The organism is Helicobacter pullorum (assembly GCF_900638355.1).
GTDB lineage: Bacteria > Campylobacterota > Campylobacteria > Campylobacterales > Helicobacteraceae > Helicobacter_D > Helicobacter_D pullorum.
This window is the reverse complement of record NZ_LR134509.1, coordinates 823,486-849,985: the sequence shown is the minus strand read 5'-3', so window position 1 is coordinate 849,985 and position 26,500 is coordinate 823,486. Positions and strand designations below refer to the sequence as shown.

At 35.1% G+C, this 26,500-nt stretch carries 24 protein-coding genes; 6 read left to right on the top strand and 18 right to left on the bottom strand.

Annotated features, from left to right (window positions below; genetic code table 11):
• The first annotated feature begins 8 nt into the window (after positions 1-8).
• On the top strand, positions 9-758 hold the full coding sequence (locus EL247_RS04160) for a M48 family metallopeptidase (RefSeq protein WP_197720461.1): 750 nt from the start codon (positions 9-11) through the stop codon (positions 756-758).
• Positions 759-827: 69 nt separating this feature from the next.
• Here EL247_RS04160 and EL247_RS04155 read toward each other — a convergent pair whose 3' ends face one another.
• The 4 genes from EL247_RS04155 to EL247_RS04140 form a co-directional block, all read right to left on the bottom strand.
• The gene (locus EL247_RS04155; protein ID WP_054197777.1) at positions 828-2,174 is read right to left on the bottom strand and encodes an anaerobic C4-dicarboxylate transporter; all 1,347 of its coding nucleotides are present in this window, start codon (positions 2,172-2,174) and stop codon (positions 828-830) included.
• A 4-nt stretch (positions 2,175-2,178) separates the two neighbouring features.
• On the bottom strand, positions 2,179-3,591 hold the full coding sequence (locus EL247_RS04150; RefSeq protein WP_005021175.1) for an aspartate ammonia-lyase: 1,413 nt from the start codon (positions 3,589-3,591) through the stop codon (positions 2,179-2,181).
• A 118-nt stretch (positions 3,592-3,709) separates the two neighbouring features.
• Complete coding sequence (locus tag EL247_RS04145; RefSeq protein WP_104745250.1) at positions 3,710-5,068, bottom strand: MATE family efflux transporter; 1,359 nt, start codon at positions 5,066-5,068, stop codon at positions 3,710-3,712.
• Complete coding sequence (locus EL247_RS04140; protein WP_104745249.1) at positions 5,055-5,756, bottom strand: uroporphyrinogen-III synthase; 702 nt, start codon at positions 5,754-5,756, stop codon at positions 5,055-5,057. The genes EL247_RS04145 and EL247_RS04140 overlap by 14 nt, the downstream gene beginning before the upstream one ends.
• 36 nt (positions 5,757-5,792) lie before the next feature.
• On the opposite strand from EL247_RS04140, the gene EL247_RS04135 reads away from it, so the two are divergent.
• On the top strand, positions 5,793-6,119 hold the full coding sequence (locus EL247_RS04135; protein WP_054195026.1) for a rhodanese-like domain-containing protein: 327 nt from the start codon (positions 5,793-5,795) through the stop codon (positions 6,117-6,119).
• Here the strand turns inward: EL247_RS04135 and EL247_RS04130 are convergent.
• Genes EL247_RS04130 through EL247_RS04105 form a run of 6 tightly spaced genes read right to left on the bottom strand, consistent with a single transcriptional unit; the run spans position 6,116 to position 12,593 of the window.
• Positions 6,116-6,571 (bottom strand): low molecular weight protein-tyrosine-phosphatase, encoded by a 456-nt coding sequence (locus tag EL247_RS04130; protein ID WP_104745327.1) that lies wholly within the window; start codon positions 6,569-6,571, stop codon positions 6,116-6,118. The two genes, EL247_RS04135 and EL247_RS04130, sit on opposite strands and share 4 nt — an antisense overlap.
• Positions 6,572-6,576: 5 nt before the next feature.
• Positions 6,577-7,602: an aspartate-semialdehyde dehydrogenase gene (locus EL247_RS04125; RefSeq protein ID WP_126442033.1), complete on the bottom strand. Its 1,026-nt coding sequence runs from the start codon at positions 7,600-7,602 to the stop codon at positions 6,577-6,579.
• Positions 7,603-7,614: 12 nt separating this feature from the next.
• Positions 7,615-8,913 carry a sigma-54-dependent transcriptional regulator gene (locus EL247_RS04120; protein ID WP_126442032.1) on the bottom strand — a complete coding sequence of 433 codons (1,299 nt, stop codon included), beginning with the start codon at positions 8,911-8,913 and terminating at the stop codon, positions 7,615-7,617.
• The gene (locus EL247_RS04115) at positions 8,910-9,320 is read right to left on the bottom strand and encodes a hypothetical protein (protein ID WP_040499602.1); all 411 of its coding nucleotides are present in this window, start codon (positions 9,318-9,320) and stop codon (positions 8,910-8,912) included. The genes EL247_RS04120 and EL247_RS04115 overlap by 4 nt, the downstream gene beginning before the upstream one ends.
• Positions 9,320-11,809, bottom strand: coding sequence for a DNA topoisomerase (ATP-hydrolyzing) subunit A (gene gyrA / locus EL247_RS04110; RefSeq protein WP_126442031.1), 2,490 nt, complete (start codon positions 11,807-11,809; stop codon positions 9,320-9,322). The genes EL247_RS04115 and gyrA overlap by 1 nt, the downstream gene beginning before the upstream one ends.
• Positions 11,810-11,852: 43 nt before the next feature.
• Positions 11,853-12,593, bottom strand: a complete 741-nt coding sequence (locus EL247_RS04105) for a hypothetical protein (RefSeq protein WP_197720460.1) — start codon at positions 12,591-12,593, stop codon at positions 11,853-11,855.
• A gap of 82 nt (positions 12,594-12,675) precedes the next feature.
• Between EL247_RS04105 and EL247_RS04100 the strand changes: the two genes are divergently transcribed.
• On the top strand, positions 12,676-13,152 hold the full coding sequence (locus EL247_RS04100; RefSeq protein ID WP_005021186.1) for a peptidylprolyl isomerase: 477 nt from the start codon (positions 12,676-12,678) through the stop codon (positions 13,150-13,152).
• 398 nt (positions 13,153-13,550) lie between these two features.
• Here the strand turns inward: EL247_RS04100 and acnB are convergent, their stop codons facing one another.
• Positions 13,551-16,100 (bottom strand): bifunctional aconitate hydratase 2/2-methylisocitrate dehydratase, encoded by a 2,550-nt coding sequence (gene acnB, locus EL247_RS04095; protein ID WP_126442030.1) that lies wholly within the window; start codon positions 16,098-16,100, stop codon positions 13,551-13,553.
• A 216-nt stretch (positions 16,101-16,316) separates the two neighbouring features.
• Here acnB and cysK point away from each other — a divergent pair, with 216 nt between their 5' ends.
• On the top strand, positions 16,317-17,240 hold the full coding sequence (gene cysK / locus EL247_RS04090) for a cysteine synthase A (protein WP_104745244.1): 924 nt from the start codon (positions 16,317-16,319) through the stop codon (positions 17,238-17,240).
• Position 17,241: 1 nt separating this feature from the next.
• Here the strand turns inward: cysK and EL247_RS04085 are convergent, their stop codons facing one another.
• The 5 genes from EL247_RS04085 to EL247_RS04065 all read right to left on the bottom strand — a co-directional run bounded on the left by EL247_RS04085 (position 17,242) and on the right by EL247_RS04065 (position 21,577).
• Positions 17,242-18,198 carry a CobW family GTP-binding protein gene (locus EL247_RS04085; protein ID WP_065827978.1) on the bottom strand — a complete coding sequence of 319 codons (957 nt, stop codon included), beginning with the start codon at positions 18,196-18,198 and terminating at the stop codon, positions 17,242-17,244.
• Positions 18,191-18,526 (bottom strand): hypothetical protein, encoded by a 336-nt coding sequence (locus EL247_RS04080; RefSeq protein ID WP_005021191.1) that lies wholly within the window; start codon positions 18,524-18,526, stop codon positions 18,191-18,193. The genes EL247_RS04085 and EL247_RS04080 overlap by 8 nt, the downstream gene beginning before the upstream one ends.
• Positions 18,527-19,408 (bottom strand): polysaccharide deacetylase family protein, encoded by an 882-nt coding sequence (locus tag EL247_RS04075; RefSeq protein WP_005021192.1) that lies wholly within the window; start codon positions 19,406-19,408, stop codon positions 18,527-18,529.
• Between the two features lie 20 nt (positions 19,409-19,428).
• Positions 19,429-20,244, bottom strand: coding sequence for a carbon-nitrogen hydrolase family protein (locus EL247_RS04070; RefSeq protein ID WP_126442029.1), 816 nt, complete (start codon positions 20,242-20,244; stop codon positions 19,429-19,431).
• Between the two features lie 223 nt (positions 20,245-20,467).
• Complete coding sequence (locus tag EL247_RS04065; protein WP_065827980.1) at positions 20,468-21,577, bottom strand: Cj0069 family protein; 1,110 nt, start codon at positions 21,575-21,577, stop codon at positions 20,468-20,470.
• Between the two features lie 165 nt (positions 21,578-21,742).
• On the opposite strand from EL247_RS04065, the gene EL247_RS04060 reads away from it, so the two are divergent.
• Complete coding sequence (locus EL247_RS04060) at positions 21,743-22,822, top strand: hypothetical protein (RefSeq protein WP_054197786.1); 1,080 nt, start codon at positions 21,743-21,745, stop codon at positions 22,820-22,822.
• Between the two features lie 10 nt (positions 22,823-22,832).
• Positions 22,833-24,500, top strand: a complete 1,668-nt coding sequence (locus tag EL247_RS04055) for a hypothetical protein (RefSeq protein WP_126442028.1) — start codon at positions 22,833-22,835, stop codon at positions 24,498-24,500.
• Here the strand turns inward: EL247_RS04055 and EL247_RS04050 are convergent, their stop codons facing one another.
• Both EL247_RS04050 and EL247_RS04045 read right to left on the bottom strand, forming a co-directional pair.
• Positions 24,501-25,340 (bottom strand): CvfB family protein, encoded by an 840-nt coding sequence (locus EL247_RS04050; RefSeq protein ID WP_126442027.1) that lies wholly within the window; start codon positions 25,338-25,340, stop codon positions 24,501-24,503.
• Positions 25,337-25,897 (bottom strand): hypothetical protein, encoded by a 561-nt coding sequence (locus EL247_RS04045; protein ID WP_005021198.1) that lies wholly within the window; start codon positions 25,895-25,897, stop codon positions 25,337-25,339. The genes EL247_RS04050 and EL247_RS04045 overlap by 4 nt, the downstream gene beginning before the upstream one ends.
• Positions 25,898-26,500: the final 603 nt, after the last annotated feature.

Sequence of the window (26,500 nt, the reverse complement as noted above, 5' to 3'; positions counted from 1 at the left end):
ATTAGAAATTGAATTTATATTTCTCTTTTAAGCGAGTTTTGTCCATAGCTTCTATTTTCTTCTTATGTGCTTGTTCCTCCACTCTTTACACTGACCGCACTCAACTTATGCTTTTAGATCAACAACAAGAAGTAGCTCTAGGCGAACAAAGTGCTAATGAAATTTTAAAAAGCTCTAAACTTAGTAATAATGCAAAACAAAAAGCAATGGTTAATCGCGTTGGACAAAAAATCGCAGCAGTAGCAGACCGCCCTGATTTTAAATGGGAATTTTATCTTTTGGAAGATAACCAGCAAAATGCCTTTTGCTTGCCGGGAGGAAAAGTTTTTGTATATTCTGGAATCATGGAACTAATCGAGAATGATGATGAGCTTGCAGTCGTCATCTCCCATGAGGTTGGACATACAATCTTAAGACATGGTGCTGAGAGAATGAGTATGCAAATATTGCAGCAATTAGGGGGAAGCCTTCTAAGTGCATTGCTTGGCAATCAATATTCTGAATACAGCGGTTTGTTTAATAAAGCTTATAATATCGGAAGTAATGTTGGTATTATGTTGCCCTTTAGTCGTTCCCACGAATTAGAGGCAGATAAAGTAGGAATTATTTTAATGCAAAAAGCGGGATATAATCCAAAGGCTGCTTTGAATTTTTGGCAAAAAATGTCTGCTGGCAAACAAAGTTCTTCTGATTTCTTCTCAACACATCCAAGCGATTCTACTAGAATCCAAGAAATACAGAAAATACTTCAAAACTAAATAAAAATAAGTTAGTGATTTAAAAAGCAAAGATTGCTCTTCCCTCAAAAATTGAAGGAAGAGAATCTATTAAAATAATGAAGCTGCCAAGAATCCAAGTGCAACGCTAAATGCAATAGCTAAGATTCCCGGAACCAAGAAAGCGTGATTGAAAATATATTTTCCAATTCTTGTAGAACCTGTATCATCCATTTGCACAGCACCTAGAAGTGTTGGATAAGTTGGAAGCACGAAAAGTGCAGAAACTGCCGCAAATGAAGCAACAAGCATATAAGAATCTCCCGGATTTGCCGCAGTGATTCCAAGTGCTGCTACAACTACTGGAGTAATTGCTTTTGCTGTTGCTGCTTGAGAATACAAAAGCATACTTGCAAAGAAATAAGCAACTGCCAAAAGTGCTGGGATTTTTGAAACCAACTCTGCAGATAAATCTCCAATTTCTTTTGTATAACCACCTACAAAAGTATTTCCAAGCCAAGCTACACCCAATACACACACACACGCAACCATACCGGATTTAAATACGCTTGTATCAGCAATTTTATCTGGTTTGATTTTGCAAAGCATAACAATCAAAGTTGCAATTCCAAGCATAAAGCTCATAATTGCTGCATCTCTACCTACAATCACATTTTCAATCAAAACTGGTTTTCCACCTATTTTTGAAATTGCAGTAGCATAAAGCACAACACAAAGCACCCCGATTACAAAAATAGCAACAGAAAGTTTTGCACCTTCTTTTAATTCCATATTTTGTGCGCCTACTGGAGCTTTTACCAAACCTTGTGCCAATCTTTCTTGATAAACTGGATCTTTGCTTAAATCTAAGTCATAGAACATTGTCATAATAAACGCAGTGATCATACAACCAACAAAAGTCGTAGGTATCCAGATTCCAAGCAATAGAGGATAACTCCAACCAAGTGGCTCTAGCACACCTGTCATATACACTACCGCTGCACTCACAGGGCTAGCAGTAATAGCAATTTGACTAGAAACAACCGCAATAGAAAGTGGTGCAGAAGGCTTGATGTTTTGCTCTTTTGCTACCTCTACAATAACAGGAATCATAGAAAAAGCTGTATGCCCTGTCCCTGCTAGGATTGTTAAAAAATATGTAACTGTTGGTGCAAGATAGTTGATATATTTTGGGTTAGAACGCAAAATTCTCTCTGCAATTTGAACCAAATAATCCAAACCACCTGCAAGTTGCATAGCAGAAATCGCAGCAATAACAGACATAATAATCAAAATAACATCCCAAGGAATTGCCCCCGGAGTCATTCCAAGACCAAGCCCTAGAATAATAACACCAATACCACCGGCATAACCAATACCGATTCCTCCAAGTCTAATACCTACAAAAATTGCCCCAAGTAGGACAATAATTTGCAAAATTAACATGATTGTTTCCATCTATTTACCCTTGTCTTTTAGTTTTCATTTGCGGATTAAGCATATTTTTTGGATCCAAAATTTTATCAATTTCTTCTTTTGGCAAATAACCTCTCTCCAAACAAATATCACCTACCGACTTTCCTGTCTCTAATGCTTCTTTTGCGATACTAGCAGATTTTTCATAACCCAAAACCGGATTAAATGCAGTAACAATACCAATAGAATTTAAAACTGATTGTTTGCAAGCTTCTGGATTTGCGGTTAAATGCTTGATAGCTTTTTGAGCTAAAGTTCGCATTGCATTTTCTAAAACCACTACAGAATTAAAAAGTGCATAAGCAATTCCGGGTTCAAACGCATTAAGTTCAAACTCCCCTCTTTCAGAACATAACATAATAGTAACATCATTGCCAATCACTTCATAGCAAGCTTCTCCTACTGCCTCGCAAATAACAGGATTTACTTTACCCGGCATAATAGAGCTTCCCGGTTGCATTTTTGGTAAATTAATTTCTCCAAGCCCACATCTGGGACCAGAATTCATTAATCTCAAATCATTTGCAATTTTAGAAAGTCTCACTGCAGCAGTTTTAAGGCAACCACTTACATATACAAAATCAGCTGTATCTTGAGTAGCGGCGATTAAATCCTCTGCAGGTCTAAAATTTACACCCGTGATTTCTTTTAATTTTTTTTCTACTATATTTTTATAATCTGGGTGGCAATTAATTCCTGTTCCAATCGCAGTTGCACCAAGATTTAAAGTTTCCATAACCTCTCTTGCTTTTTTTAATTTTTCAATATCACTTTTGATATAGCTTGCAAAAGCATTAAAGGTATTTCCCAATGTAGTTGGAACAGCGTCTTCTAATTCTGTCCTTCCCATTTTGATAAAATCTTTATATTCGCTAGCTTTCTTTAAAAGCTCATCTTTAAGTTCTTCCATTGCTTCTAGCAAATGTCCCAATTTCTCATGAGTGGCAACCTTAATTGAGCTAGGATATGTATCATTTGTAGATTGTCCCAAGTTGGTATGATCATTTGGGTGTAAATATTGATATTCACCTTTTTTGTGTCCCATACTCTCTAAGGCGATATTAGTTAATACTTCATTAACATTCATGTTTGTAGAAGTTCCTGCACCACCTTGAATCATATCTACCACAAATTGATCGATAAACTCACCTGCAATCAATCTATCCGCAGCTTTTGCAAGTGCATCTGCCTTATCAGCATCCAAAACACCAACTTCTTTATTTGCTAAAGCAGCTGCTTTTTTGACTTGTGCAAATGCTTTGATAAAGAATGGATAATCCTTCAAATGACGACTTGTCATATGAAAATTTTCTACAGCACGATAGGTTTGCACTCCATAATACACATTATCAGGTATTTCAAGTTCCCCTATGAAATCATGTTCTTTTCTAGTTGCCATGACTTACCTCCTAAAAAATATATTCGAGATGCTAGAGTCAATATCTACTCTCGATAAATAAAATCTTATTCCAACTCTAATGAATAATATTTTAAATTTTATAATTAATTTTATATTTTTATTTTTTTATCAGGGAACTTAAAATTCCTCTTTTTGTCTCATAAACAATAATTGCCACCGCTACGCAGCTTGCACACAAAATACCCAAAGGATAAGAAATAATTACCCCATAAAAGCCATATATTTTTGGCAAAAATATTACAAAAAGCAACGCAAATAATAAAGTATAAGAAAAAGTGATAACAAAAGAACTCAAAGTTCTTTGTATGGATTGAAAGAAAATTGCACTAACAATGTTAATTCCCAAAAGAATATAACTCAAAAAATAAATATCCATAGCTTCTTTAATATCTAATGCCAATGCAGAATCTCTTAATATAATATCATCTTGCAAAAACCAAGGAATAATAAAAGGCGAGAGGAAATAAAAGATTCCATACAAGATTGTTCCTCCAAAAAAGCTAACTCCCAACCCAAAATAAAAAATCCCCCTAACTCTCTTCATCAAATTTGCACCATAATTGAAACTTGCAATAGGTTGCACCCCTTGTGCCATTGATAGCAAAATCGTAAAAGGAATAATCCCAACATACATCAAAACACTATAAATCGCCAATCCCCTATCCCCAGCAATTCCTGCTATGGTGTGATTAAAAATCAACATCATCACACTTACACTAATTTCTGAACTACTTTGCGGGATTCCATTTTTGGTAGCCATTAAAATTGCATACAAATCAAAAGCTTTAATTAAATACAAATTGCCTTTTTTACGCAAAAAATGCTGCAACAAAATACACATTCCAATCCCATGCCCAAGCACAGTAGCCAAAGCACTAGAGTGGATTCCAAGCTCTAGCACAAACAAAAAGAGATAATTCAAAACAATATTCATTGCCGCACCAACAATCATAGCAATCATCGCTAAAAGCGGCTGTTTGTCATTGATGGCAAAAATATCCAACATAGGATGCAAAACAATAATAAATGCCCCAAGATAAATGATTTCTGTATATTCTTGCACCAAAGGCAATAATGTCTCACTTGCCCCCAAATACAAGGCAATAAAATCACTAAAGCAATAAAGAATAATTCCCCCAACAACGGAGGTTAAAAGGGCAAAATAAAACACTGAACTAAAAATAATCCTAGCTCTAAACGCCTTTCCCTTACCCAAAAAATAAGAGCTCATCGCTGCAGCCCCTACACTAAAAAGCAATTCAAATGCAATTAAAATAGGAAAAATAGGCCAAGCAATTCCAATTGCCGCCAAAGCATTTTCACCAAGTTTTTTGCCCACAAAGATTCCATCTATTGTAGAATAAGTCGATAAGGCAAGCATAGCCACTAAAGAAGGCAAAAAATAAGTAAAGAACAACTTTGAAATTTTGGCCGTCTTTAAATCAATTTTTGACATTGTATCCTCCAATTTCTTTTGCAAATTCCAATGATGATTCAATTTCTACTTTTGGCGAAAGCAGAATCTCTGCATTTTCTCCAAGTAGTTTTTTGGCTTCATTTTTGGTTGTTTTGCCAATACAAAGTGCGATATAATCATCCTCCCAAGAAAAATTTTTCAAAAATGCCTTTATGCTTGATGGCGCACTAAAAAATACAATAGAATCTTTTTTGGGCTTTAGAATCCCTCTTTGCTTCTGTGAAAGCTTGAGAATTTTATTTTGATACAAAATAGATTCTGTGGCAAAAACCCCTTTGTTTCTTAAAATTTCTAGCAAATTAGAAGCAACCTTTTGCCCGCGAATAAAAAGCGGTTTTTTATTTGCCAAAAATTCCCCTAATTCCTCTCCAAAAGAAACTCCATAGGGATTCTTAGCTACAAATTCAGCTTTTATGCCAAAAGATTCTAATGCCTTTTTGCTCCCATTTCCTATCACACAACAAGGCAGTTTTTTCCAAATTTGAGGCGCAAAATGCTCCAAAGCAAAAATTGCATTTTTGGAAGTAAAAATCAAACAATCACTTTTCTTAATCTTTTCTAAAAGGCAATCATCTTGAATAAAACAAATTTCCAAAAGCTCCAAATACTGGATATCCCGCATTGTTTTATTACTATTTTTTTTTGTGATATAATAAACTTTTTTCATTCAAAAAATTTTAGCTAATTTTTCAAAAGGAAGCAAATGTATCTCAAGCACAAAAGTCTTGCCACCCCATTTAATCCAGCTAAGGATAAGCAAGAAGAATTTATCATCATTGATTTACGCTCTAGAGGATATTTTCTTATTAGTCACATACAAAATGCTCTAAACATCGAATCTTTACAACGAATTAGCTACATTGCCCAAGAAAATCCAGACAAAAAGATTCTACTTTATTGCCATAGCGGTGCAACTGCTGCGGAGTTTGGAGATAAACTTGCAGAAATGGGCTATCACAATATTTTTTATCTTGACGAAAATTTCTTCAATCTCCCAAAAATAGGCTTTAATATCCAATACAATACCTAGCTTAACTGCTTATACATCTCAGCAATAGCGGTTTTTAGCATTGCAAAAATCTTTTCAAATCCTTCTAAATTTTTATAATAGTATGGGTCAGGAATCTCTTGACCTTCTAAGCCAAAATCCCCTATAAACTTTACTTTGTTTTCATCAAATCCCATTTTCAATAAATCGTGATAATTTTGCTTATCCATTGCCACAATCCAATCAAATACATCATCGCCATATACGCTAACTTTTCTCCCTCTAAGGCTTGAAATATCAATTCCATATTTTCTAGCAATCGCGATAGAATTTGCACAAGGTGGCTCATCAATATGCCAACCACTCGTGCCAGCAGAATCAATTTTGAGCTCTAACCCTCTTTTTTGTGCCAAATCCCTTGCAATCCCCTCTGCCAAAGGCGAGCGACAAATATTCCCCAAACAAACAAAAAGAATAGATTCTATTTTTGACATTAAAACTACTTTTGCATTTTTATCCATTTTTCTGCAATTCTTACAGCATTCGTGGCAGCACCTACACGAATTTGGTCTGCCACACACCAAAGGTGCAAAATATGCTTATCATAATTATCTACGCGGATTCTTCCTACATAAGTCTCATCAGTATCAGTTGCAAGGCTTGGCATAGGATAAGATTTTTCTTTTGGATTATCCACAAGCACCACCGATTCTGCTTTGCTTAATACATCTTTAGCGACATCTGCGGTAATTTCTTGTTCAAAAGTGATTGTGATAGATTCACTATGACTTCGCAAAACAGGCACACGCACGCAAGTGGCACTTACTGCAAAATCACTATGCATAATTTTATTAGTTTCTTTAATCATTTTCATCTCTTCTTTTGTGTAATCATTATCCAAAAATACATCGATATGTGGAATAAGATTTAAGGCAATTCTATGTGGAAAGGCTTTTGGCTCAACAGAATCTAATGAAAAATCAAAGAATTTTTGCATTTGCAACACTAGCTCTTCCATTCCTTTTTTGCCAGCTCCAGAAACCGCTTGATAAGTGCTAACATCAACCCTTTTGATTCCAAATGCTCTGTGCAAAGGTGCCAAAATATGCACCATTTGGATTGTAGAACAATTAGGATTTGCAATAATGCCGGTTTTCTCCCACAATGCAATATCTTGTGGATTTACTTCAGGCACGACTAATGGGACATTTTCTTGCATTCTAAAATGACTTGTATTATCAATCACAACAGCACCAGCCTTAGCAGCACTAGATGCAAATTCAGCACTAATGCTTCCTCCAGCAGAGAAAAACGCAATTTCAATATCCTCTTCCTCAAAAACATTGTGCGTAAGCTCTTGCACTTTATAAGTTTCGCCTTTATAGCTAATCTCCCTGCCAACGCTTCTTGCACTTGCTAGAGGAACAAGTTTATTGATAGGAAAATTTCGCTCTTCTAAGATTCTAAAAATCTCTTCACCTACAGCTCCAGTAGCCCCAACAACTGCCACATTAAATTTTTTCATTTTTTCTCCTTTTTAAAGTTTAATATTATAATGATTCATTTTGCTTTGCAAAATCTCTTTTTGCATACCAAGCATTTGTGCAGCATTATCAATATCCGAATCTGCAGCCTTCAATGCTTCATAAATCAACTCTTCTTCTAAGCTAGCAATTTTCTTAGCACCTCCACCTTCTCTTGAACTCAAAAACAAATCTTCTGGCATAATAGTATCATTCTCACACAATATTGCCGCCCTCTCAACTACTGACAAAAGCTCCCTGATATTGCCGGGCCACTTATAAGAAAGTAATTGCTCTTTAGCTCCCTTCCCCCATTTTTTCTTCCCTATTCCATATTGTTTATCCACTTCTTCAAGCTTCCATTCACAAAGCGGGATAATTTCCTCTAGCCTCTCCCTTAGTGCTGGAATATTGATTGGAATTGTTTGCAATCTAAAAAACAAATCCTCTCGAAATTCGCCTTTTTTGATTTTCTTTTGAATATCTGCATTGGTTGCTGCTACAAAACGAATATCCACCTTAATAGGCTTATTGCTGCCTAATCTTACAACCTCTTTTTCTTGCAATACACGCAAGAGTTTAGCTTGCAAGTTAGCGGGCATCTCCCCTATTTCATCTAAAAAAATAGTCCCTCCATTGGCATTTTCAAATTTTCCCGCTCTTCCTTCTGTGGCATCTGTAAAAGCCCCTTTTTCATATCCAAAAAGTTCAGATTCTAGCAAATTTTCTGGAATAGCCGCCATATTAATAGCCACAAAAGGCGCTTTAACTCTTGGGGAGTTATTGTGAATATAATTAGCAAAAAGCTCTTTGCCTACTCCACTTTCACCCAAAAGCAAAACAGAAGCATCTGTTTTGGCTGCCTTATTGGCAAGATTGAGTGCTTTTTGTAATGCAGGTGAAGTAGCGATGAAACTATGCTTTTGTTCAATCGTATTCTTTTTGGGCGTTTTGGTGATAATCTCTTTAGCCTTTTTGGCGCGATGAATCGCTTCTACAAGCGTTTCAATATCAAAAGGTTTTGTCAAAAAATCCTTAACACCCAATCTAATTGAATCAATGGCTTTATTTAAAGTTGCATTTCCAGTAATAATAAGTGCTTCATAACGCCCATTAAGAGTGCGTAAAAATTCTATCCCGTCCATTTGAGGCATATTAATATCAGTAATCACCAAGTCAATGCTGTCATCTAATTTCTTAAGTGCATCTTTAGCACTCTTGAAGCTAACAACTTCAAATTCTTCATATTCAGCTAATGCAATCTCCAAAGATTTACGCATATTGATATCATCTTCAACAATCGCTATTTTCATCTTTGCTCCTTTGTGTTTGCCATAAGGTGATAGATTTTTGCAATCCCGCTTTCATATTCTATTTTAATTCTTGTTGCTGGAATAGACAAAAAACTAATATAAGCACCCTTATAATCACTTGCTGTGCTTCTATCTTCTAATTTCACTCCCCATTTAAAAAAACACTCTAAAATATCTTCTTTTGAATATTTCAAAAACTCTTTTTCGCTTTTTGCATTATGGACTATTTCACATTGTTTATAAGGATTCTTGACTTTATTTAGCGTTTCTGCATTTACCATAGCAGGAGAAAAATAGTATTTTTCGCTTAAAACAATTCCATTCTCTACTGCTACTCTATAAGAAAAAATATATTCTGATGCTTCTATGAAACTGCAAAGAAAAATCCCTATCAAAATTTTTTGCATCATTCCTCATTTTTCAAATCTAACAAACCATTTTCTTCTTCGATTACTTCTTCTTCTTTTTCCTCTTTTGGACACCTCGCTATAGAAACAACCTTATCATCATCGACATTAACAATAATAACTCCACTTGTAGCGCGTCCTGCTTTGCGGATTGTTTGCATATCTACGCGTATCATCTTTCCACTAGAAGTAAGCACCATTAAATCCATATTTTCATCTACATTGACTACGCCAACTAATTTTCCTGTTTTGCTAGTTAGCTTCATGGCAATAACGCCCTTACCACCACGATTTGTGATTCTATATTCATTGATTTCTGTGCGTTTTCCTATTCCTTTTTCGCTTACGCTTAAAATTTCCTCATTTTCATTAGAAACCACTGTTGCACCAATTACATAGTCTTTTGGTATTTTAAATTTAATAGCAGTCACCCCTCGTGCCACTCTACCAATCTCACGCACATTATCAACGCTAAATCTTACACACATACCTTCATAAGTTACTACCAAAATTTGCTGGATTGCTGGAGAAATGATTTTTGCAGTTACAAGCTCATCATTTTCATCTAAGTTAATTGCCCTAACCCCAACACTTCTAATATTTTTAAATTCACTTAAATTAGTGCGTTTGATAATACCATTTTTGGTGAAAAACGCGATAGATTTATCCTCATTAAAATCTTTTGTTGTGATGGTTGCCATAATCTTTTCATCAGGTGCTAGATTGATAAGATTCACAACAGCTTTCCCAATTGCTGTGCGACTAGCTTCTGGAATCTTATAAACTTTCAACCAATACAATTGCCCTTTATTAGTGATAAACATTATTGTATCGTGCGTATCAGATACAAAAAAGCTCTCTATAAAATCATCATCATGGGTGTTAGCAGAAATTTTCCCTTTGCCTCCCCTATTTTGTTTTTCATAGGTTCGAACCGGCACTCTCTTTACATATCCACGATGGCTCATTGTTACAACCACTGCTTCATTAGGAATCAAATCTTCCATATCAATGCTTTCATAATCTTCTTCAATAGCAGTAAGTCGTTTTGTGCTAAACTTTTCTTTGACTTCTAATAATTCTTCTTTGATGATTTTATTAAGCAATTCCTCGCTTCTTAGAATTGAATTTAAATATTCAATTTCTTTGAGTAATTCTTGGTATTCATTTTCGATTTTTTCTCTCTCCAAACCTGTCAATCTTTGCAATCGCATATCTAAAATTGCTTGTGCTTGGATTTCACTTAGATTAAATTGAGAAATTAAGCCTTCTTTGGCTACCTTTGGATCGCTACTTGAGCGTATCAAAGAAACAATTTCATCAATATTTTCTAAGGCTATTCTTAATCCCTCCAAAATATGTGCTCTAGCCTTAGCTTTTTCTAATTCAAAAATTGTGCGTCTTATTACTACGCTTTTGCGATGAGAAATAAATAATCCCAACAACTCCAAAAGTGTAAATATTTTTGGCTCTTTGTTGTAAATTGCAAGCAAAATAATACCAAAAGTACTTTCCATAGGGGTTGATTTAAAAAGGTGATTAAGCACAATCTCGCTCATTGCCTCTCGTTTTAGCTCAATAACAACTCTAATCCCCTCTCTATCAGATTCATCACGCACTTCAGAAATGCCTTCAATAACCTTCTCTTTAGCTAATTCGGCAATTTGCTCTACAAGTCTTGCTTTATTGACCTGATAGGGAATCTCATCAATTACAATAATATCTTTTGTTTTGGTTTTTTCAATATGTGTTTTAGCGCGGACTTTAATGCGCCCTCTCCCTGTTTCATAAGCCTCTCTTATTCCATTTTTACCATAGATAATACCACCTGTTGGAAAATCTGGACCTTCAACAAATTGCAAAATTTCGTTTAATTCTGCTTTGGGATTATCAATCAAATACACCAAAGCATCAATAATTTCATCTACTCTATGGGGTGGAATATTTGTAGCCATACCCACAGCAATCCCATTAGAGCCATTAATAAGCAAATTTGGCAAACGACTTGGAAGAATATCTGGCTCTTTTAGTGTATCATCATAATTAGGGAGAAAATCTACTGTATCTTTATCAATATCTCTCAAAACTTCTTCTGCTGCTTGTGTCATTTTGGCTTCTGTATAACGCATAGCAGCGGCACTATCCCCATCAATACTACCAAAGTTTCCTTGCCCATCAACAAGCTCTAAACGCATAGAAAAATCTTGTGCCATTCTAACAAGTGCATCATAAACAGCTGTATCTCCGTGAGGGTGATATTTACCTATTACATCACCTACGATTCTTGCAGACTTTTTATACTTAGCTTTTGAAGTTACACCGAGCTCATACATTGCATATAAAATTCTTCTATGCACAGGTTTTAGACCATCTCTTGCATCTGGCAATGCGCGTCCAACTATAACACTCATTGAATAATCAAGATAGCTTTCTTTAATAGAATCTTCAATATTGACATTTTGGATATCTTGGTTTAACAAATCAGACATTTATCCCCTTCATCGTGTGAGCTAACAATTTTTAATTATACTTTCATTTAACTTTATTCTTGCTAATATCGCGGTTAATTTTGATTAAATCACAAGTTTTTTTATAAGCAGGCATTGATTCTAAAATCGCTGTATTTTGATTGATTTTGTACAAAAATTCTAAAATTTCTTGATGTTTTAGAAGTGAAAGATGTTGCTTTTCTCTTTTTTGCACAAGGATTCCCAAAAAATCATTCCCCGCAAACAAAGGCATTCCAAGAAGATTTTTTTTATTTTCTTGCAGCATTGTTTGCAAATCTTGCCAACTTATTTTTTCTATGCCAAAATTCAGCCATTCTTGCTCCAAAAAATAAGAAATCATTAAACCTTCTGCATTAGAGATTTCCACAGGTTTTTTTAAAATATCAAAAAATTTACTCTTAAAATGCAAAAGTCGAAAATTAGGTTTAGGCAATACATTACAATAAATATCTGTAAAATTATACGCTTTTAATATCGCCAATCCCAAAGTATCATCTAATGCCAAAATTTGTGCATGGCTAAGGCAAGTTATGGGTTCTTCCAAAGATTCGCTATTATACAAAACAATCTCTTTTGCCCTATCTTTTTCATAAACCAAACTTGAACTTGTCAAAATTAATCCCTCATTAATAACAATCCCATAACCCTCTTTAAAATCCTGCGTCCCAAATGAAGCGACAATTTTCAAACCATTTTTAATCCAAGTTGGATATTGTGCATAGAGATTCCCCACCAAGAGCAAAAACAAAATCACTTTAGCCATTTTTCACTCCCATCTAATTATTGTTTTAAGCAATAAAATACTACAATAAAACTCTTTAATTGAAGTTTTACAAGGAAACAATATGGAACTAAAAGATTTTAATCTCTCAAAAGATGAACTTGCTGCTTTGCAAAATGCCATAATCCACACAGAAAAAGGCGATATGAAAATCAAACTTTTTCCAGAAGCAGCACCAAATACTGTTGCAAATTTCGCCTCTTTGGCAAAAAGTGGATTTTATAACAATCTTAATTTTCATCGCGTTATTGCAGGATTTGTAGCACAAGGCGGTTGTCCAAATGGTGATGGCAGAGGGGGACCAGAATACAGAATCAAATGTGAATTACAAAACAATCCCCATAAACATTTACGCGGCACTTTATCTATGGCTCATGCAGGAAGAGATACAGGAGGAAGTCAGTTTTTCATCTGTTTTGCCCCACAACCGCACTTAGATGGAGAACACACCGTTTTTGGACAAATAGAAGATAAGGATAGCCTAAAAGTATTAGATTCTATAAAACAGGGAGATAAGATTCTCAATATTGAAATTTGCTAACAAGCCAAAAGCTTGTTAGAATCCACAAATTAAAACTCTAGTTTGGAGGTTTTATTTGTGCATAAAGGAAGCCGTGAATGAATAATCAGTGGTTTTCTTAAAATAAACAATTTCCAAAAATAGCAATTTTCTCTCTTTTTTAAAATTTCTAATTTTAAATGGCATGCTTCTTAAATTTTCTACCAAATATTCTATTTCAAAATAAACATTTCAAGTAGCATTTTATCCTATTAAAATTGCTCGATTGCAATTAAAGAATTAAAAAAGTTAAATTGACTTAAAACATTTTAGAGATAAAAACATAATTTAAGAGCAATTGCCAAATAATCAAAATTTTAATAAAGCATTTTACAAAGATTGAGATTACAATCTTTTGCAATCTCAATCTAGCTCTTAAATCAATTTAATTCCCAATTTTCCAAGAGATTAAAATTCAAATAACGATAGATTTGCTCCTCTTTGCCTTCTATTTTTTTAGGGATTAATTCTAAATATTCTTTTTTGGTTGGGATTCTGCCAAGCAAAGCACAGATTGCTGCTAATTCTGCACTTCCCAAATACACTTGCGCACCCTTACCCATTCGATTATCAAAATTTCTTGTAGAAGTTGAAAACACCACTGCATTATCTCTTACGCGCGCTTGATTTCCCATACACAAGCTACATCCCGGTATTTCTATCCTAGCTCCTGCCGCACCAAAGAGCGAATAATAACCCTCTTCTACCAATTCTTTTGCGTCCATTTTGGTTGGTGGAGCAACCCATAATGTCGTTGGCACCATTCCCTCGCCTCTTAAAACTTCCCCTAAAGCACGATAATGCCCGATATTCGTCATACAACTTCCAACAAAAACTTCATCGATTTTATGCGGACGATTTGGATTTGCCAAAATTTCACTCAATGTCGCCACATCATCAGGATCATTTGGACAAGCAAGGATTGGTTCAGTAATTTCATCAAGATTAATCTCAATGATTGCCGCATATTCTGCATTAGAATCTGCCTTTAACAATACTGGATTATCAATCCATTCTTGCATTTTTTCCGCTCTTCTTTTAAGAGTTTTTGCATCTTGATACCCTGCTTGAATCATTGCTTCAATCAATGCAATATTAGATTTTAGATATTCAATAATTGGTTCTTTATTCAAAGCAATACTGCAAGCTGCAGCACTTCTTTCTGCACTCGCATCACTCAATTCAAAAGCTTGTTCAACTTTCAAATTTGGCAATCCTTCAATCTCCAAAATCCTTCCACTAAAAATATTTTTTTTGCCCTTTTTTTCTACCGTTAGCAAACCTTGCTTAATTGCATAATAAGGAATTGCATTCACCAAATCTCGCAAAGTAATACCCGGTTGCATTTTGCCTTTAAATCTTACAAGCACAGATTCTGGCATATCAAGAGGCATAGACCCCGTAACTGCCGCAAAAGCAACTAACCCACTTCCCGCAGGAAAACTAATGCCTATTGGGAATCGAGTGTGCGAATCTCCTCCTGTCCCTACACTATCTGGCAATACCATGCGATTAAGCCAAGAGTGAATAACGCCATCACCGGGCTTTAATGCCACTCCACCGCGACTACTCATAAATTGAGGTAAAGTTGCATGTAAATTTACATCCGCTGGTTTTGGATAAGCAGCAGTATGGCAGAAACTTTGCAACACAAAATCCGCACTAAATCCCAAAGAAGCAAGTTCTTTGATTTCATCTCTTGTCATTGCCCCTGTAGTATCTTGACTACCAACTGTGCTAACTCTAGGCTCACAATAAGTGCCGGGCAAAATTCCTTCTACCCCACAAGCTTTTCCAACCATTTTTTGAGCCAAAGTAAATCCTTTTGCCTCTCCTTGTGGCACTTGAGGTTTTGCAAAAATATCTTCTTTAGGAAGCTTTAAAGCCTCCCTAGCTTTTGTGGTCAAACCTCTACCAATGATTAGATTAATCCTGCCACCTGCTCTTATTTCATCTGCTAAAGTATTAGGTTTTAGACTAAATTTTGAAACCACTGACCCATTTTTGCAAATCTCGCCCTTATAAGGATAAATATCTATTACATCACCTTCGTTTAATTCGCCCACAGGAGCTACAATAGGCAAACAACCGCTATCTTCACAGGTATTAAAGAAAATAGGAGCAATCACACCCCCTATCACCAAACCACCAGCCTTTTTATTTGGAATATAGGGAATATCCCTTCCCATATGCCATACAAGAGAATTGCAAGCTGATTTTCTCGAGCTTCCTGTCCCTACAACATCGCCCACATAAACAAGCGGATAACCTTTTTTCTTTAGTTCTTCAATTCTGCCAAATGCGTTTTGTGTGCGACTTTTTAGCATTGCTTGTGCGTGGAGTGGAATATCACTTCTTGTAAAGGCATCACCAGCTGGGCTTAAATCATCGGTATTAGTTTCCCCATCAACCTTAAAAACTACCGCTGTAATTTTTTCAGCCAATGGCTCTTTTGCCAAAAACCACTCTGCATTTGCCCAAGATTCTAAAACTTCTTTAGCATAAGCATTGTTTTTGCTTAATTCCACGACTTCACCAAATGAATCATAAACCAACAAAGTGTGTTTTAGGGCTTCTGCGGCAGACTTTGCAACCTCACTATCGTTTGATTTTAGCGTATTAATTAAAGGGGCAATGTTATAACCACCAAGCATACTTCCTAGAAGTTTAATTGCTAGAGTTTTAGAGATTCCATTAATGCTAATTTTCCCCTCTACAATTTCATTCAAAAATGCCGCTTTTACTTTGGCAGCTTCATCAACACCCGGAGAAACACGATTTGAAATTAATTCAACCAATTCTTCTTGTCTTTCCCCCTTTTTCAACAAAGCAATCACTTCACTCACTTGTTCCTTTGTCAATGGAAGTGGGGGGACATTTTGTTTTGCACGCTGTTTAACTTGTTCTTGATATTCTTCAAAAAAGCTCATTGATCTCTCCTAATTTTTATCGATAAATTTCATAAATCATACAAAATTTTTTCTTAAAACAATAGATAAAAAAATTTTAAACTTTTATTTTTATTCCTTTATGTTTGCAAATGAAACATTTTTCACACAAAAGATACCAAAAATCTTGACAAAATATTTTCTTTTAGGCTAAATTTACTTTTTGATAAAAAATATTGATTGATTTAAGGTTTTATTATGAAAGTAGCTCATTGCATTACAGAAATTATCGGAAATACTCCGCTTTTGTTTTTAAATCATCTCTCCAAAGAAAGTGGGGCAAACATCTATGCTAAATGCGAATTTTTAAATCCAAGTGGTTCAATCAAAGATAGAATCGCGCTTAATATGATTGAATCTGCCCTTAATGAAGGTAAAATCAACGCAAATACAACTCTCATCGAGCCAACCAGTGGCAACACAGGTATCGGACTAGCATCAATTTGTGCTGCTAAGGGGATTAAGCTAATCCTCACAATGCCAGAATCTATGAGTATCGAGAGACGCAAACTGCTTAGTGCTTTTGGGGCAAAACTAGAGCTAACCCCTGCTTCACAAGGAATGAAAGGGGCAGTCAATCGTGCTTTGGAATTGCAAAAAGAAATCCCAAATTCACTTGTACTGCAACAATTCCAAAACCCAGCAAATCCAGAGATTCACAGAAAAACTACCGCATTAGAAATTTGGGAAGCTTTAGAAGGTAAGATTGATATATTTGTGAGTGCTGTGGGCACAGGCGGGAGTCTAAGTGGCATAGGTGCAGTGCTTAAGGCAAAAAATCCCAATATCAAAGTCATCGCGGTGGAGCCTATTAACTCTCCCGTTCTTAGTGGTGGTAATCCCGGACCGCACAAGATTCAGGGTATCGGTGCAGGATTTATCCCAGAAACTTTGGATACAAGCCTTATTGATAAGATTTTGCAAGTTGATGCTGAACTTGCCGCAGAAGAATCGCGCAAAATCGCTAAAAACGAGGGTGTGCTGGTGGGAATCTCAAGCGGTGCAAATCTCTGGGGTGCGTGCGAAATGGCAAAGAAATATCCGGGCAAAAATATCGTAACGATTCTTTGCGACACAGGGGAGCGGTATTTAAGCACCGATCTTTACTCCACAGCACAATAAATTAGCAAGTTTGTATTTGGATATTTAAAAGTTTTGAAAATGATTGCAGCGAAGAAAAAACTTTATCCAAATCCATTTCTTTGCTAATAAAAACCAAATTAGATTCCATATATGTTTTGGTTTTTTTAATATGTATGGGCGGATAAACAAGATGTCGCACTCCATTGACATTGATTAAATATTCATCATTAATATTCAACAATCCCTTTACTCGTAAAATTTTGTCTCCATATTTATACAAAAGTGCCGAAAGCCAGATACCAAATGCACTCCAATCCATTTTACCTTGAATATTGAGAGAAATGGTTTTGATATTTGTATTGTGGGAATTTAAATTTTTTGGATTATTTACCAATCTTTTTTTGAAATTGATATTAAAAAATTCATCATTACAAAATTCATTTTTATTAAAAATCAATGCCGAATAATTCAAGCTTCTAAGCTCCTTTTCTAGCATTTTAGTATCTTGCTTAATATCTGTTTTGGTGATGAGCAAATAATCTGAATTGACAATTTGTGCGATATTTTCCTCATTTTTGAGATGCTCTAAGCCATTTAAAGAATCAATGCAAGTAAAAACCGCATTCACAAAAAAATGATTTTGCAAAAAGGTATCACTTAATATAGTAAAAAGTATCGGTTCTATCGTAGCAAGACCGGTAGTTTCTATCACAACTTTATCCAATTTTTTGCCACTTGTATGATAAAGATTCAAAATCTCTTTTAGTTTATCTGCCAAATCTTGTCTTCTATTGCAGCAAATACAGCCTTGATTGAGTAAAATCGTTTGTTCTTCTACAAAAAATGACGCCAAAATACTATCATCAAGTCCGCTATCTCCAAATTCATTGACTAAAACAGCGATATTTTCCCTGCTATCTCGCAAAAGCTCACTTAAAAAAGTTGTTTTTCCGCTTCCTAAAAAGCCTGTTACTATATTAACTGCTATCTTAGCCATTTTTATCTTGCATAAATTTTATAAAGTTATCATCTAATAAATCTATTTCTTTTTTGCTTAACTCTTGCACTTTTTGCCACAAATCACCCAAATCATTCACAATCACGCTTTTTCCCACCAAATCACTAAGGATAAATTTAGAGCCTTGCCATTCTTTGATATTAAGTCGATAAAAAGACAAAATCTCATTTAGAATTTTCACTCTTTTTAGCCTAGCTCTCATTCTATCTCTTTGATCTTGCAAGGCGCTCAAATTAGCACCTTGCTCATCAAAAGAAAGATCGCTCCAATGAAAAGAGCTTATCATCTCTCCGCATAATACACACATTTATTTTTTCCTAGGACATCTTTTGATGAAATCATCTGCCATTTCATTTAAAGTTACCCAACGCACACCCTCATGCTTATTGATATGCTCGATTATCCTTTGGTGCATAAGCAGAACTTGAGGGCGACCACTCACATCAGGGTGTATAGTCATAGCAAAGATAGCATAATCCATATTTTCATAAACCCAGTCAAATTGATCTATCCACATTTGCCCTATATCTCTAGGGGAAATAAAGCCAAAGCTATTTGGGGATTTTTTGATAAACATCATAGGCGGTAAGTCATCTAAATACCAGTTAGCCGGTATTTCCACTAAATCTGTTTCTTGTCCTCTCACCAAAGGCTTCATCCAATCTTTAGCCTCCAAACTATAATCAATCTTTGTCCATTTATCGCCAACCCTCACATAATATGGAGTAAAATCGTTGTGCATCAAAGAATGATCGTATTTGATACCATGTTTTAATAAAAGCTCATTTGTTATATTTGAAAATTCCCACCAAGGTGCCACATAACCGCTTGGTTTTTTGCCTGTTAAATCCTTTATAAGTTCGATATTTTTAAGCAAAACATCTTCTTCTTGCTTAGCAGTCATAGCTATAGGATTTTCATGTGAATACCCATGCGCTCCTATCTCACAACCTGCATCTACTATCATTTTCATCTGTTCGGGGAATGTTTCTATAGAATGTCCCGGTGCAAACCAAGTAGAAGGCAAATTATATTTTTTAAACAAATTTAAAAGCCTAGGGACGCCAACCTCTCCAGCAAAAAGCCCTCTTGAAATATCATCAGGAGAATCTTCCCCACCATAAGAGCCAAGCCAACCAGCAACTGCATCTATATCTACACCATAAGCAACTAAAATTTCTTTTGCCATAAAATCTCCTTTATTAGTGATTAACCCCTAAACAGAGTTAGATTTAAATCCCTCAAATAAGGCAGATTCTCTCTTTGCAAATCCACCTCATTTAAATCGAGATTTACTACACAAACCCCGCTTTTATCTTTGATTTCTTTGATAATTTCTCCCTTAGGATTTATGATTCTAGAATGTCCAGCAAAACTTAAAATTTTGCCATTTAATTTACTAACTTCTTTGCCACTTCTATTGCAAGCCAAGACAAAAACTCCATTTTCAAGCGCCCTAGCTCTACTTGCCAAATCCCAAACATAAAGCCTTTGTTTGCCAAAAGCCGAAGGATAAATCAATATCTTAGCACCTTTTAGGGCAAATTCTCTAGCTATCTCGCCAAAGCCTATTTCATAGCAAATTCCAATACCAACCTTAACAGAGGCATTCCCAAAATTAATCTCAAAAACATTGAAACTATCTCCCCTTTCAAACCTCTTATTTTCATCTCCCCAAAGATGAGTTTTTTTATAAGTATCTAAGATTCCATTTTTTGAGACGATATAGGCACTATCATAAAGTTTTGTTTTTTCTTTTTGTATGGATGAGGCTACTATATATACATCATTTTCTTTGCAAAATTCTTTTAGCTTTTTGATTGTGTAGCTATTTTCACTGAAATTGATAGCAAATTCATTATCTTTATCTTCGATACAATAACCGCTATCAAAAAGTTCTGGCAACACAATTAGTTTTGCACCTTTTTTAGCTGCCTTTTTAGCCAAAGAAAGAGCTTCTTTTATATTATTTTTGATATTGTAAGATTTTGGAGAAAATTGCACTAAGCCTACTTTTATTTTCATTTCAACTCCTTGGCTTTAAAAAATGCTAAGATAAAAAATATTATGAATTCCTTAAATGATTATAAAATTACAAAGAAAACACAAAATGAGTAATTTTGGAATCCAATGAGTTTTGAAATTTACCGATTTACCGCTATTTGCATGATTTGATTTTAAGTATAGAAGTTTTCTAAAGCCATTTGGCTTTAGAAATTAAAATTGCAGTTTTAAAGAAATTTAAATTTTACGCCTTTTTCTCGCTCACGATATTGACGATATTATCGCCTACCATAACAGCGATTTTTTCCATAAACTCCGCTGGAGAGGTGAATCCCACACACGAGCAGTTAATCTCGCCTAGCACATATTTATCCTTGCCATTTGCATCTGTATCGAGGATAAAATCCGCTGTCCAAATCAGTGGCAAGTCGTAGTTACCGAGCTTAGAACGAATCTCTGGGAGTTGTGCCAAAAACCAATCAATAAGCGCTTGCCAATCCTTTGGCTCATCGTAGCGGTATTTTGCCCCGCTAAAGAGTGTCGCAGAAAACGCATCGCCACCTTCAGCTGGTTTTTTATGCACAACATACACAGGTGTTTTATACAGCATTAAGATTCTAATCTCACCTTCTTTGATACGCGGCAAGAAAGTCATATCCACAAGCATACCATTATCGCCTACCAAATAATGCTCACAAAAGTCCATAAACTCGCCAAGTCTTCGTTCCTCTGTGTGGTTGTCTTTAGCCTCGGTGCAGATGATTTTGGTATCAAGTGGGAGTGAATCTAGCTTGCCATACTCACTAGCAGATTCTAATCGCACACGCCAGATTCCTTCACCCGTGGAGCCGCGGTTTTGCTTTAGCACCCTCTCACCTTTGGCTAGAGTTTTGGGGAAAGTCTTTTTAAAATCATGCTTATCACTCCATACTACGCCAATTCTCTTCGCCTCTGCAGGGTCATAATACGCATAAGTATCGCTAGGCACAAGCTGCGTATCTGCTAGCTTAGTTAGTGCGTCCTTAGCACCATAGCCTATCATCGCATCGGGGTGTGGCATACCCACGAGCCCAGATTCACACAGCTTTCGCAACACATCAAAGTAGAGCTTTTCCTCTTTGAGATTGCCCGGATTGACACGCGAGACATAGCCATCAGCGGTGTTTTTGACATGCTCATAGATTTTGTTTCGCTCTGCTTCATCACGCAAAATCTCATCGGTAAAAAACACCACTTCCGCATTCCAGCCCTTAGCCTTGAGTGCATTTACCATCGGCATAGTATCTTTTCTATATCCATCAGGTCCCTTGTCGCTGCCGCCCCTTGCCTCGAAAAACACGATGTTCTTTTTCATTTTGAATCCTCCATAATTAAAGTATTTTAAAACTCAAAGCATAACAAAAAATCGCTAAAACTCATCTCAAAAAACGCAACAAAAGCAAAAAGCAAAAATTTATTTTAGTTTTTTGAAAAATAGTCGATATAATAAAATATATTTTAACTAAATAAGGAGTAAAAGATGTTTTTCAAAAATTTTTGTTTAACATTATTTTTGGGTTTATGTTTGGTAAATGCCTATGAACTAAAAAATTATGAGGATGCAAAAATAGGTAAAACCCTAAGTGGAAATAAACTTCAAGAAGTGCTTAAAAAAGCTAAAGAAACCAAAAAAGGCACAGAGGGGCAAAAGGGAGTAAAAGCGATTTTACCGGTAGATTCTTTTACCTTTGATAGCACAACCGATATATTACTAGAAGTTACAGATGTAAATGGGAATCTTTTATATTATCTAGCTGCTCCCAATAATAAAAGTAATTTTTGCAGAATAGATGAATTTATAGATTCAGAAAATGAAAAAACCTATCAATGGACAAGTTATAAAACGGCACAAGGGGCAACAAATGCTCTTGCAGACACTTATGGAAGAAACTTCCCTGCAAGTGGTGGTGGAGACCCAAGAGTTGCAATTAATAGTGCTGGAATGTGGATTTATGCTACCTCTTATGCGGATTTTGCAGACAAGATTATATTTAGCAGAAATGAATGGAATAAAAATGCAAGTGGCGGTGTAAGAGATGATTATTTTCACTCTTTAATTAATGCCGATGGGACATTGCAAATCACTTCAAAAATTACAAATTATTCAGTAGATATGGTTAAAACTTCACAACCCTATCCTTTGAATCAATGGGTCTATATCCAAGCCTATCAAAGTGGAAATAGCTATACAATAGGCTGGAAAACAGCAGATGGCACAGAACATATAGCAGGACCAAAAACATTTGCTAGACAAGCAGATATTGTTGCAGATACTTTTAAAACCTTTTTGCAAGATTATCAGGGAAAAAATGATTGTGTTATGGTAAGAGAATTTTTTTGGCAACCGGGTGTAAATATGTTTGAAATTATGGATAATTACAATGCAGTTGATAAAGAAATAGAGCAAATTCAACGCAAAGTATTTAGGTTAGATACTATTTTTGTCAATGAAATCAACAAAGCAATAATGGGGCAACCCTCATCGCTAACCTTAAATGATTTTGATGTATATGTGGATAATAACTACACAATTTATGTTGTGGATATTAGAGGATTTTAAGGATAGTGCTATGAATATCACGCAAATGGGAATCCAAAATCTAAAAAGCGGAAGTATGAAGCTAGAGACGAAAGGTAAGAGCATTCAGCAAATCAATCAAGAATTAGCCAACACAAAAGTAGAGCAATTTTTATCCGGAACGCCCACCCCTAAAGTCTATGGTAGTTATTCTAGAAATACTTTAATGGGTATAGTTGAAAAAAATCTTTCAACCTCACAGGTTCTTGATAGATACATAAGCGATATAGAACTCAACTCTTTAGGACAATCCAAAACCCTAAAAACCGCAATGGGACAAGCAGAAGTCTATTTGGATTATTTTGGCGATGGTTTGGAATCTAACCTAGGGATTAGTCAGATTCAAAAAATGGGGGATTTATTTAGGCTAGATAGCAATGGTGATGGATTTTTAAACCGAGATGATGAGATGTTTTCTAAACTCAAAATCAAAGTCGATAAAGGCAATGGTGAATCTAAAATTGCTAATTTAAGCGATGTGGTAGGCACGATTGATTTGTATGATTTTATCAAAGGCTATGACAAAAATAACGCCTCACAAATCAAAGAATGGCGGGATAACTTTCATACAGAGCGACAAATTATGATTAATGGCAAAATGACGCTTAATAGCTTTTATCCCTATGAGGATATTCGCCTCTATCGCGATGATGAGATGAAGCTCTTCCCCCCAGAGCAGAGATACAAGCAAATCAAGCAGGAAGATATTCGGGCGATGTTTGAAGCCTATGGTGATAGTGAGGGTTGGATAAATCTCAAAGATAAGGCAGTCAATGAAGCCCTTTTTGCTAGTGGGGATATTATTACCAACTTTGCTTACAAAAAGACAAATTTAGCTGGAGTAGAAGTGCTAGAGGAGTTTAATGTCGTTGATAGGCTAGATAATGGCTCTAGGACGCCAAAATATGAGGGTATGAATATCCGAGAGTTTGAGGAGGCTTGGTATAGAGACCACCCAAGAGAGACAAACTATGAGCAAGGCTATGCAGAGGCTTTTAATGAGCTTTATAATAATTATTATCGCTTCAAAGAAAGCTTTGAAACCAAAAAAGCAGAATTTTTAAATGATGAGTTTGTCGCCCAAGAATACAAAGACAAAATCGCCCAAATGGATAAATCCGCAGAGATGAGAGCCATTGAAGAAGAGTTTGAGAAAATTACTGGAATGGGCTTTAGTGAGGCAAGGTTTGAAGAGTTTAAAAACGCCATCAACGACCCCATAAAACAGAAAGAAACCATCGCAGCAATGAGTGATTTAGATGCGGTTACTTCCATGAAGTTAGAAAAAGATGGCAGAATCACTTTGCGTTTTGATTCAGGAAGGGAGATTTTAGTTGAAGGGCTTTATAATGATACAGGGGAATTACATATCACCAAAAAGGGCGAGAGAGCGAGTATCAGCCTAGAAGCACAAAGTATGACAAATAAAGAACTTAACAATCTTAACTTCAAAGAATATGGAATCAAAGAAGGCGATAATATCATCAGCTTACAAGAGATAGGGGCAAAAATGATTGAACGACTTAATAACGCAAATGGTAAATTTTTGGGCTTTGTAATCACTACTCATAGCAATAAAGAAATCATTGTGGATAATCTCTATAACATCTTCACACTTGACCTACTCAACCAACAACGCACTTTTGAAGCAGAAATCTAGCTAATCTTTTAGCCAAATTCCCTCTTTGGCTTTGAGGGTAATTTTATCTTGCTCCAAAAGCCAAGTTAAAGCACTCTTAAAAGATTTTTTACTCATTTTAAGAATCTCTGTAATCTCTTGTGGTGCGCTATCATAATGCAATCCCAAATATCCGCCATTCTCTTTTAGCCTCTCTAGCACTTTTTTTGCTTCATTTGCAGTATCTTTCTTTGCCATAGGGAGTTTTAGCGACAAATCGCATTTGCCATTTGGATAAATTCTTTTGATAAAAGCCTCTATCTTTTGATTAATATTGATTTGACTAAATATTTCATTTTTATACAAAAGCCCCAAATACTCGCCATCTACTACACATTCATAGCCCAAATTACTTTCCCTAAATGGCACAATCTCTACTTTACTAGAAACCTTATAAAGCCCTTTTGGTGCTTCTTTGAAACTTTTTAAAAAAGATTTTATATTGCTCTTTGCTATGAGGCGATTTTCTCTATCAGTAGTGATGAAAACAAGCACTTGCGAATCCAAATTAAACTTATGTGGAGTTTTGGTTGGCATAAACAAATCCTTTGCAATCCCCAAATCCAAAAAACAACCCCACTCATTTTTGCCAACAACTTTCAAAAGAGCAATTTCTCCCCTTTGTGCTTTTGGCTCTAGTGTAGTAGCAATCACCCTACCCTCTGAATCGTGATACAAAAAAACCTCTATCTCTTCCCCAATTTTAGAATCTTCTAAAACATATTTTTTAGGCAACAAAACCTCTTCTTGCCCACTTTGCAAATACACTCCAAAATCTACGATTCTAGATATTCTAAGTTTTTGTTTGATACCTATAATCAATCTATAATCTCCATAAAAGTTTCATACAAGCTTCTCCCCAAAGGCATTCCATAAAATTCTGAAATCTGCCACCCCACTACAAATATCATTACCATAAAAATAATAAACCCAAGACACGCCAAAATCAATAAAGTTTTAAATAATTTCAAATAAAAATTTTCATCTAAGGAATCATTGAGGATTTTATTACAACAAAACCAATCTACAAAAAACCCAAACCAAAAACTAAAAATTACAAACAACAGCACACACCCCAAACCAAAAAGCAGCATTGAAACATAAGGGGACCATATTCCATCACTATAAGCATAAATATTAGCTTCCCACAGCAAAATAGTATAACTAATATGCACCCCAAGCAATACAACAGCAACCAACAAAGCAATGAAAACTATACTTATGATACTTTCTAGCTTAGTTGAATATTTTGCAAACTCTTGTTTGATTTGCTTTCTAATTTCTTTATCGGTTTTCCCTGTGCTTACTAACTCGATTATTTGACTTTTTAGATTCTTAATCCATTCTTTGCGATTTCTTTTTTGATTAGCTAGATTCATACCTGCAACCTTGATTTTAAAATTCTATATTTGGAATCTTGCCTCAAAAATGCCAAGAATATCTTAACAATTCAAGTTTTTAAACAATCCATAATATTATATTGAATTATATTAGTCATTTTCCACTTATCCCACAAACTAAAGCCAAGCAAAAGAATAATGCCTAGCTTATTATCAAATTCAATATTAAAGAGAAACAAAGATTCTATAAAAGAATCTTTGATAAATGAAAGTTTATCTTGTAAAAGAATCTTTAGTATAAAGATAAAGCTTATCTATAAAGTATCTTGAATAAATTAATTCTCATCTATTACAAGAACTTTATAGATTAATCTTATTTCTAAAGCCTTTTACAAGAATTTTAAAAGAATTAATCTCGTCTTTTTATTCAATTCAATTCAATAAATTAAATTCAATCTGATTCAATCAATGAATAAACTAAATTCAATTTGTTTTAATTCAATTAATCAATAAATAAATTAAATTCAATTAAATTCATTAATGATTTAATTAATTAACAAATTTGATTAATGAATCAATCAATAAATAAATCAATCAATGATTGAATTAATTTGATTTGATTCAATTTTATAATTCTAAGTC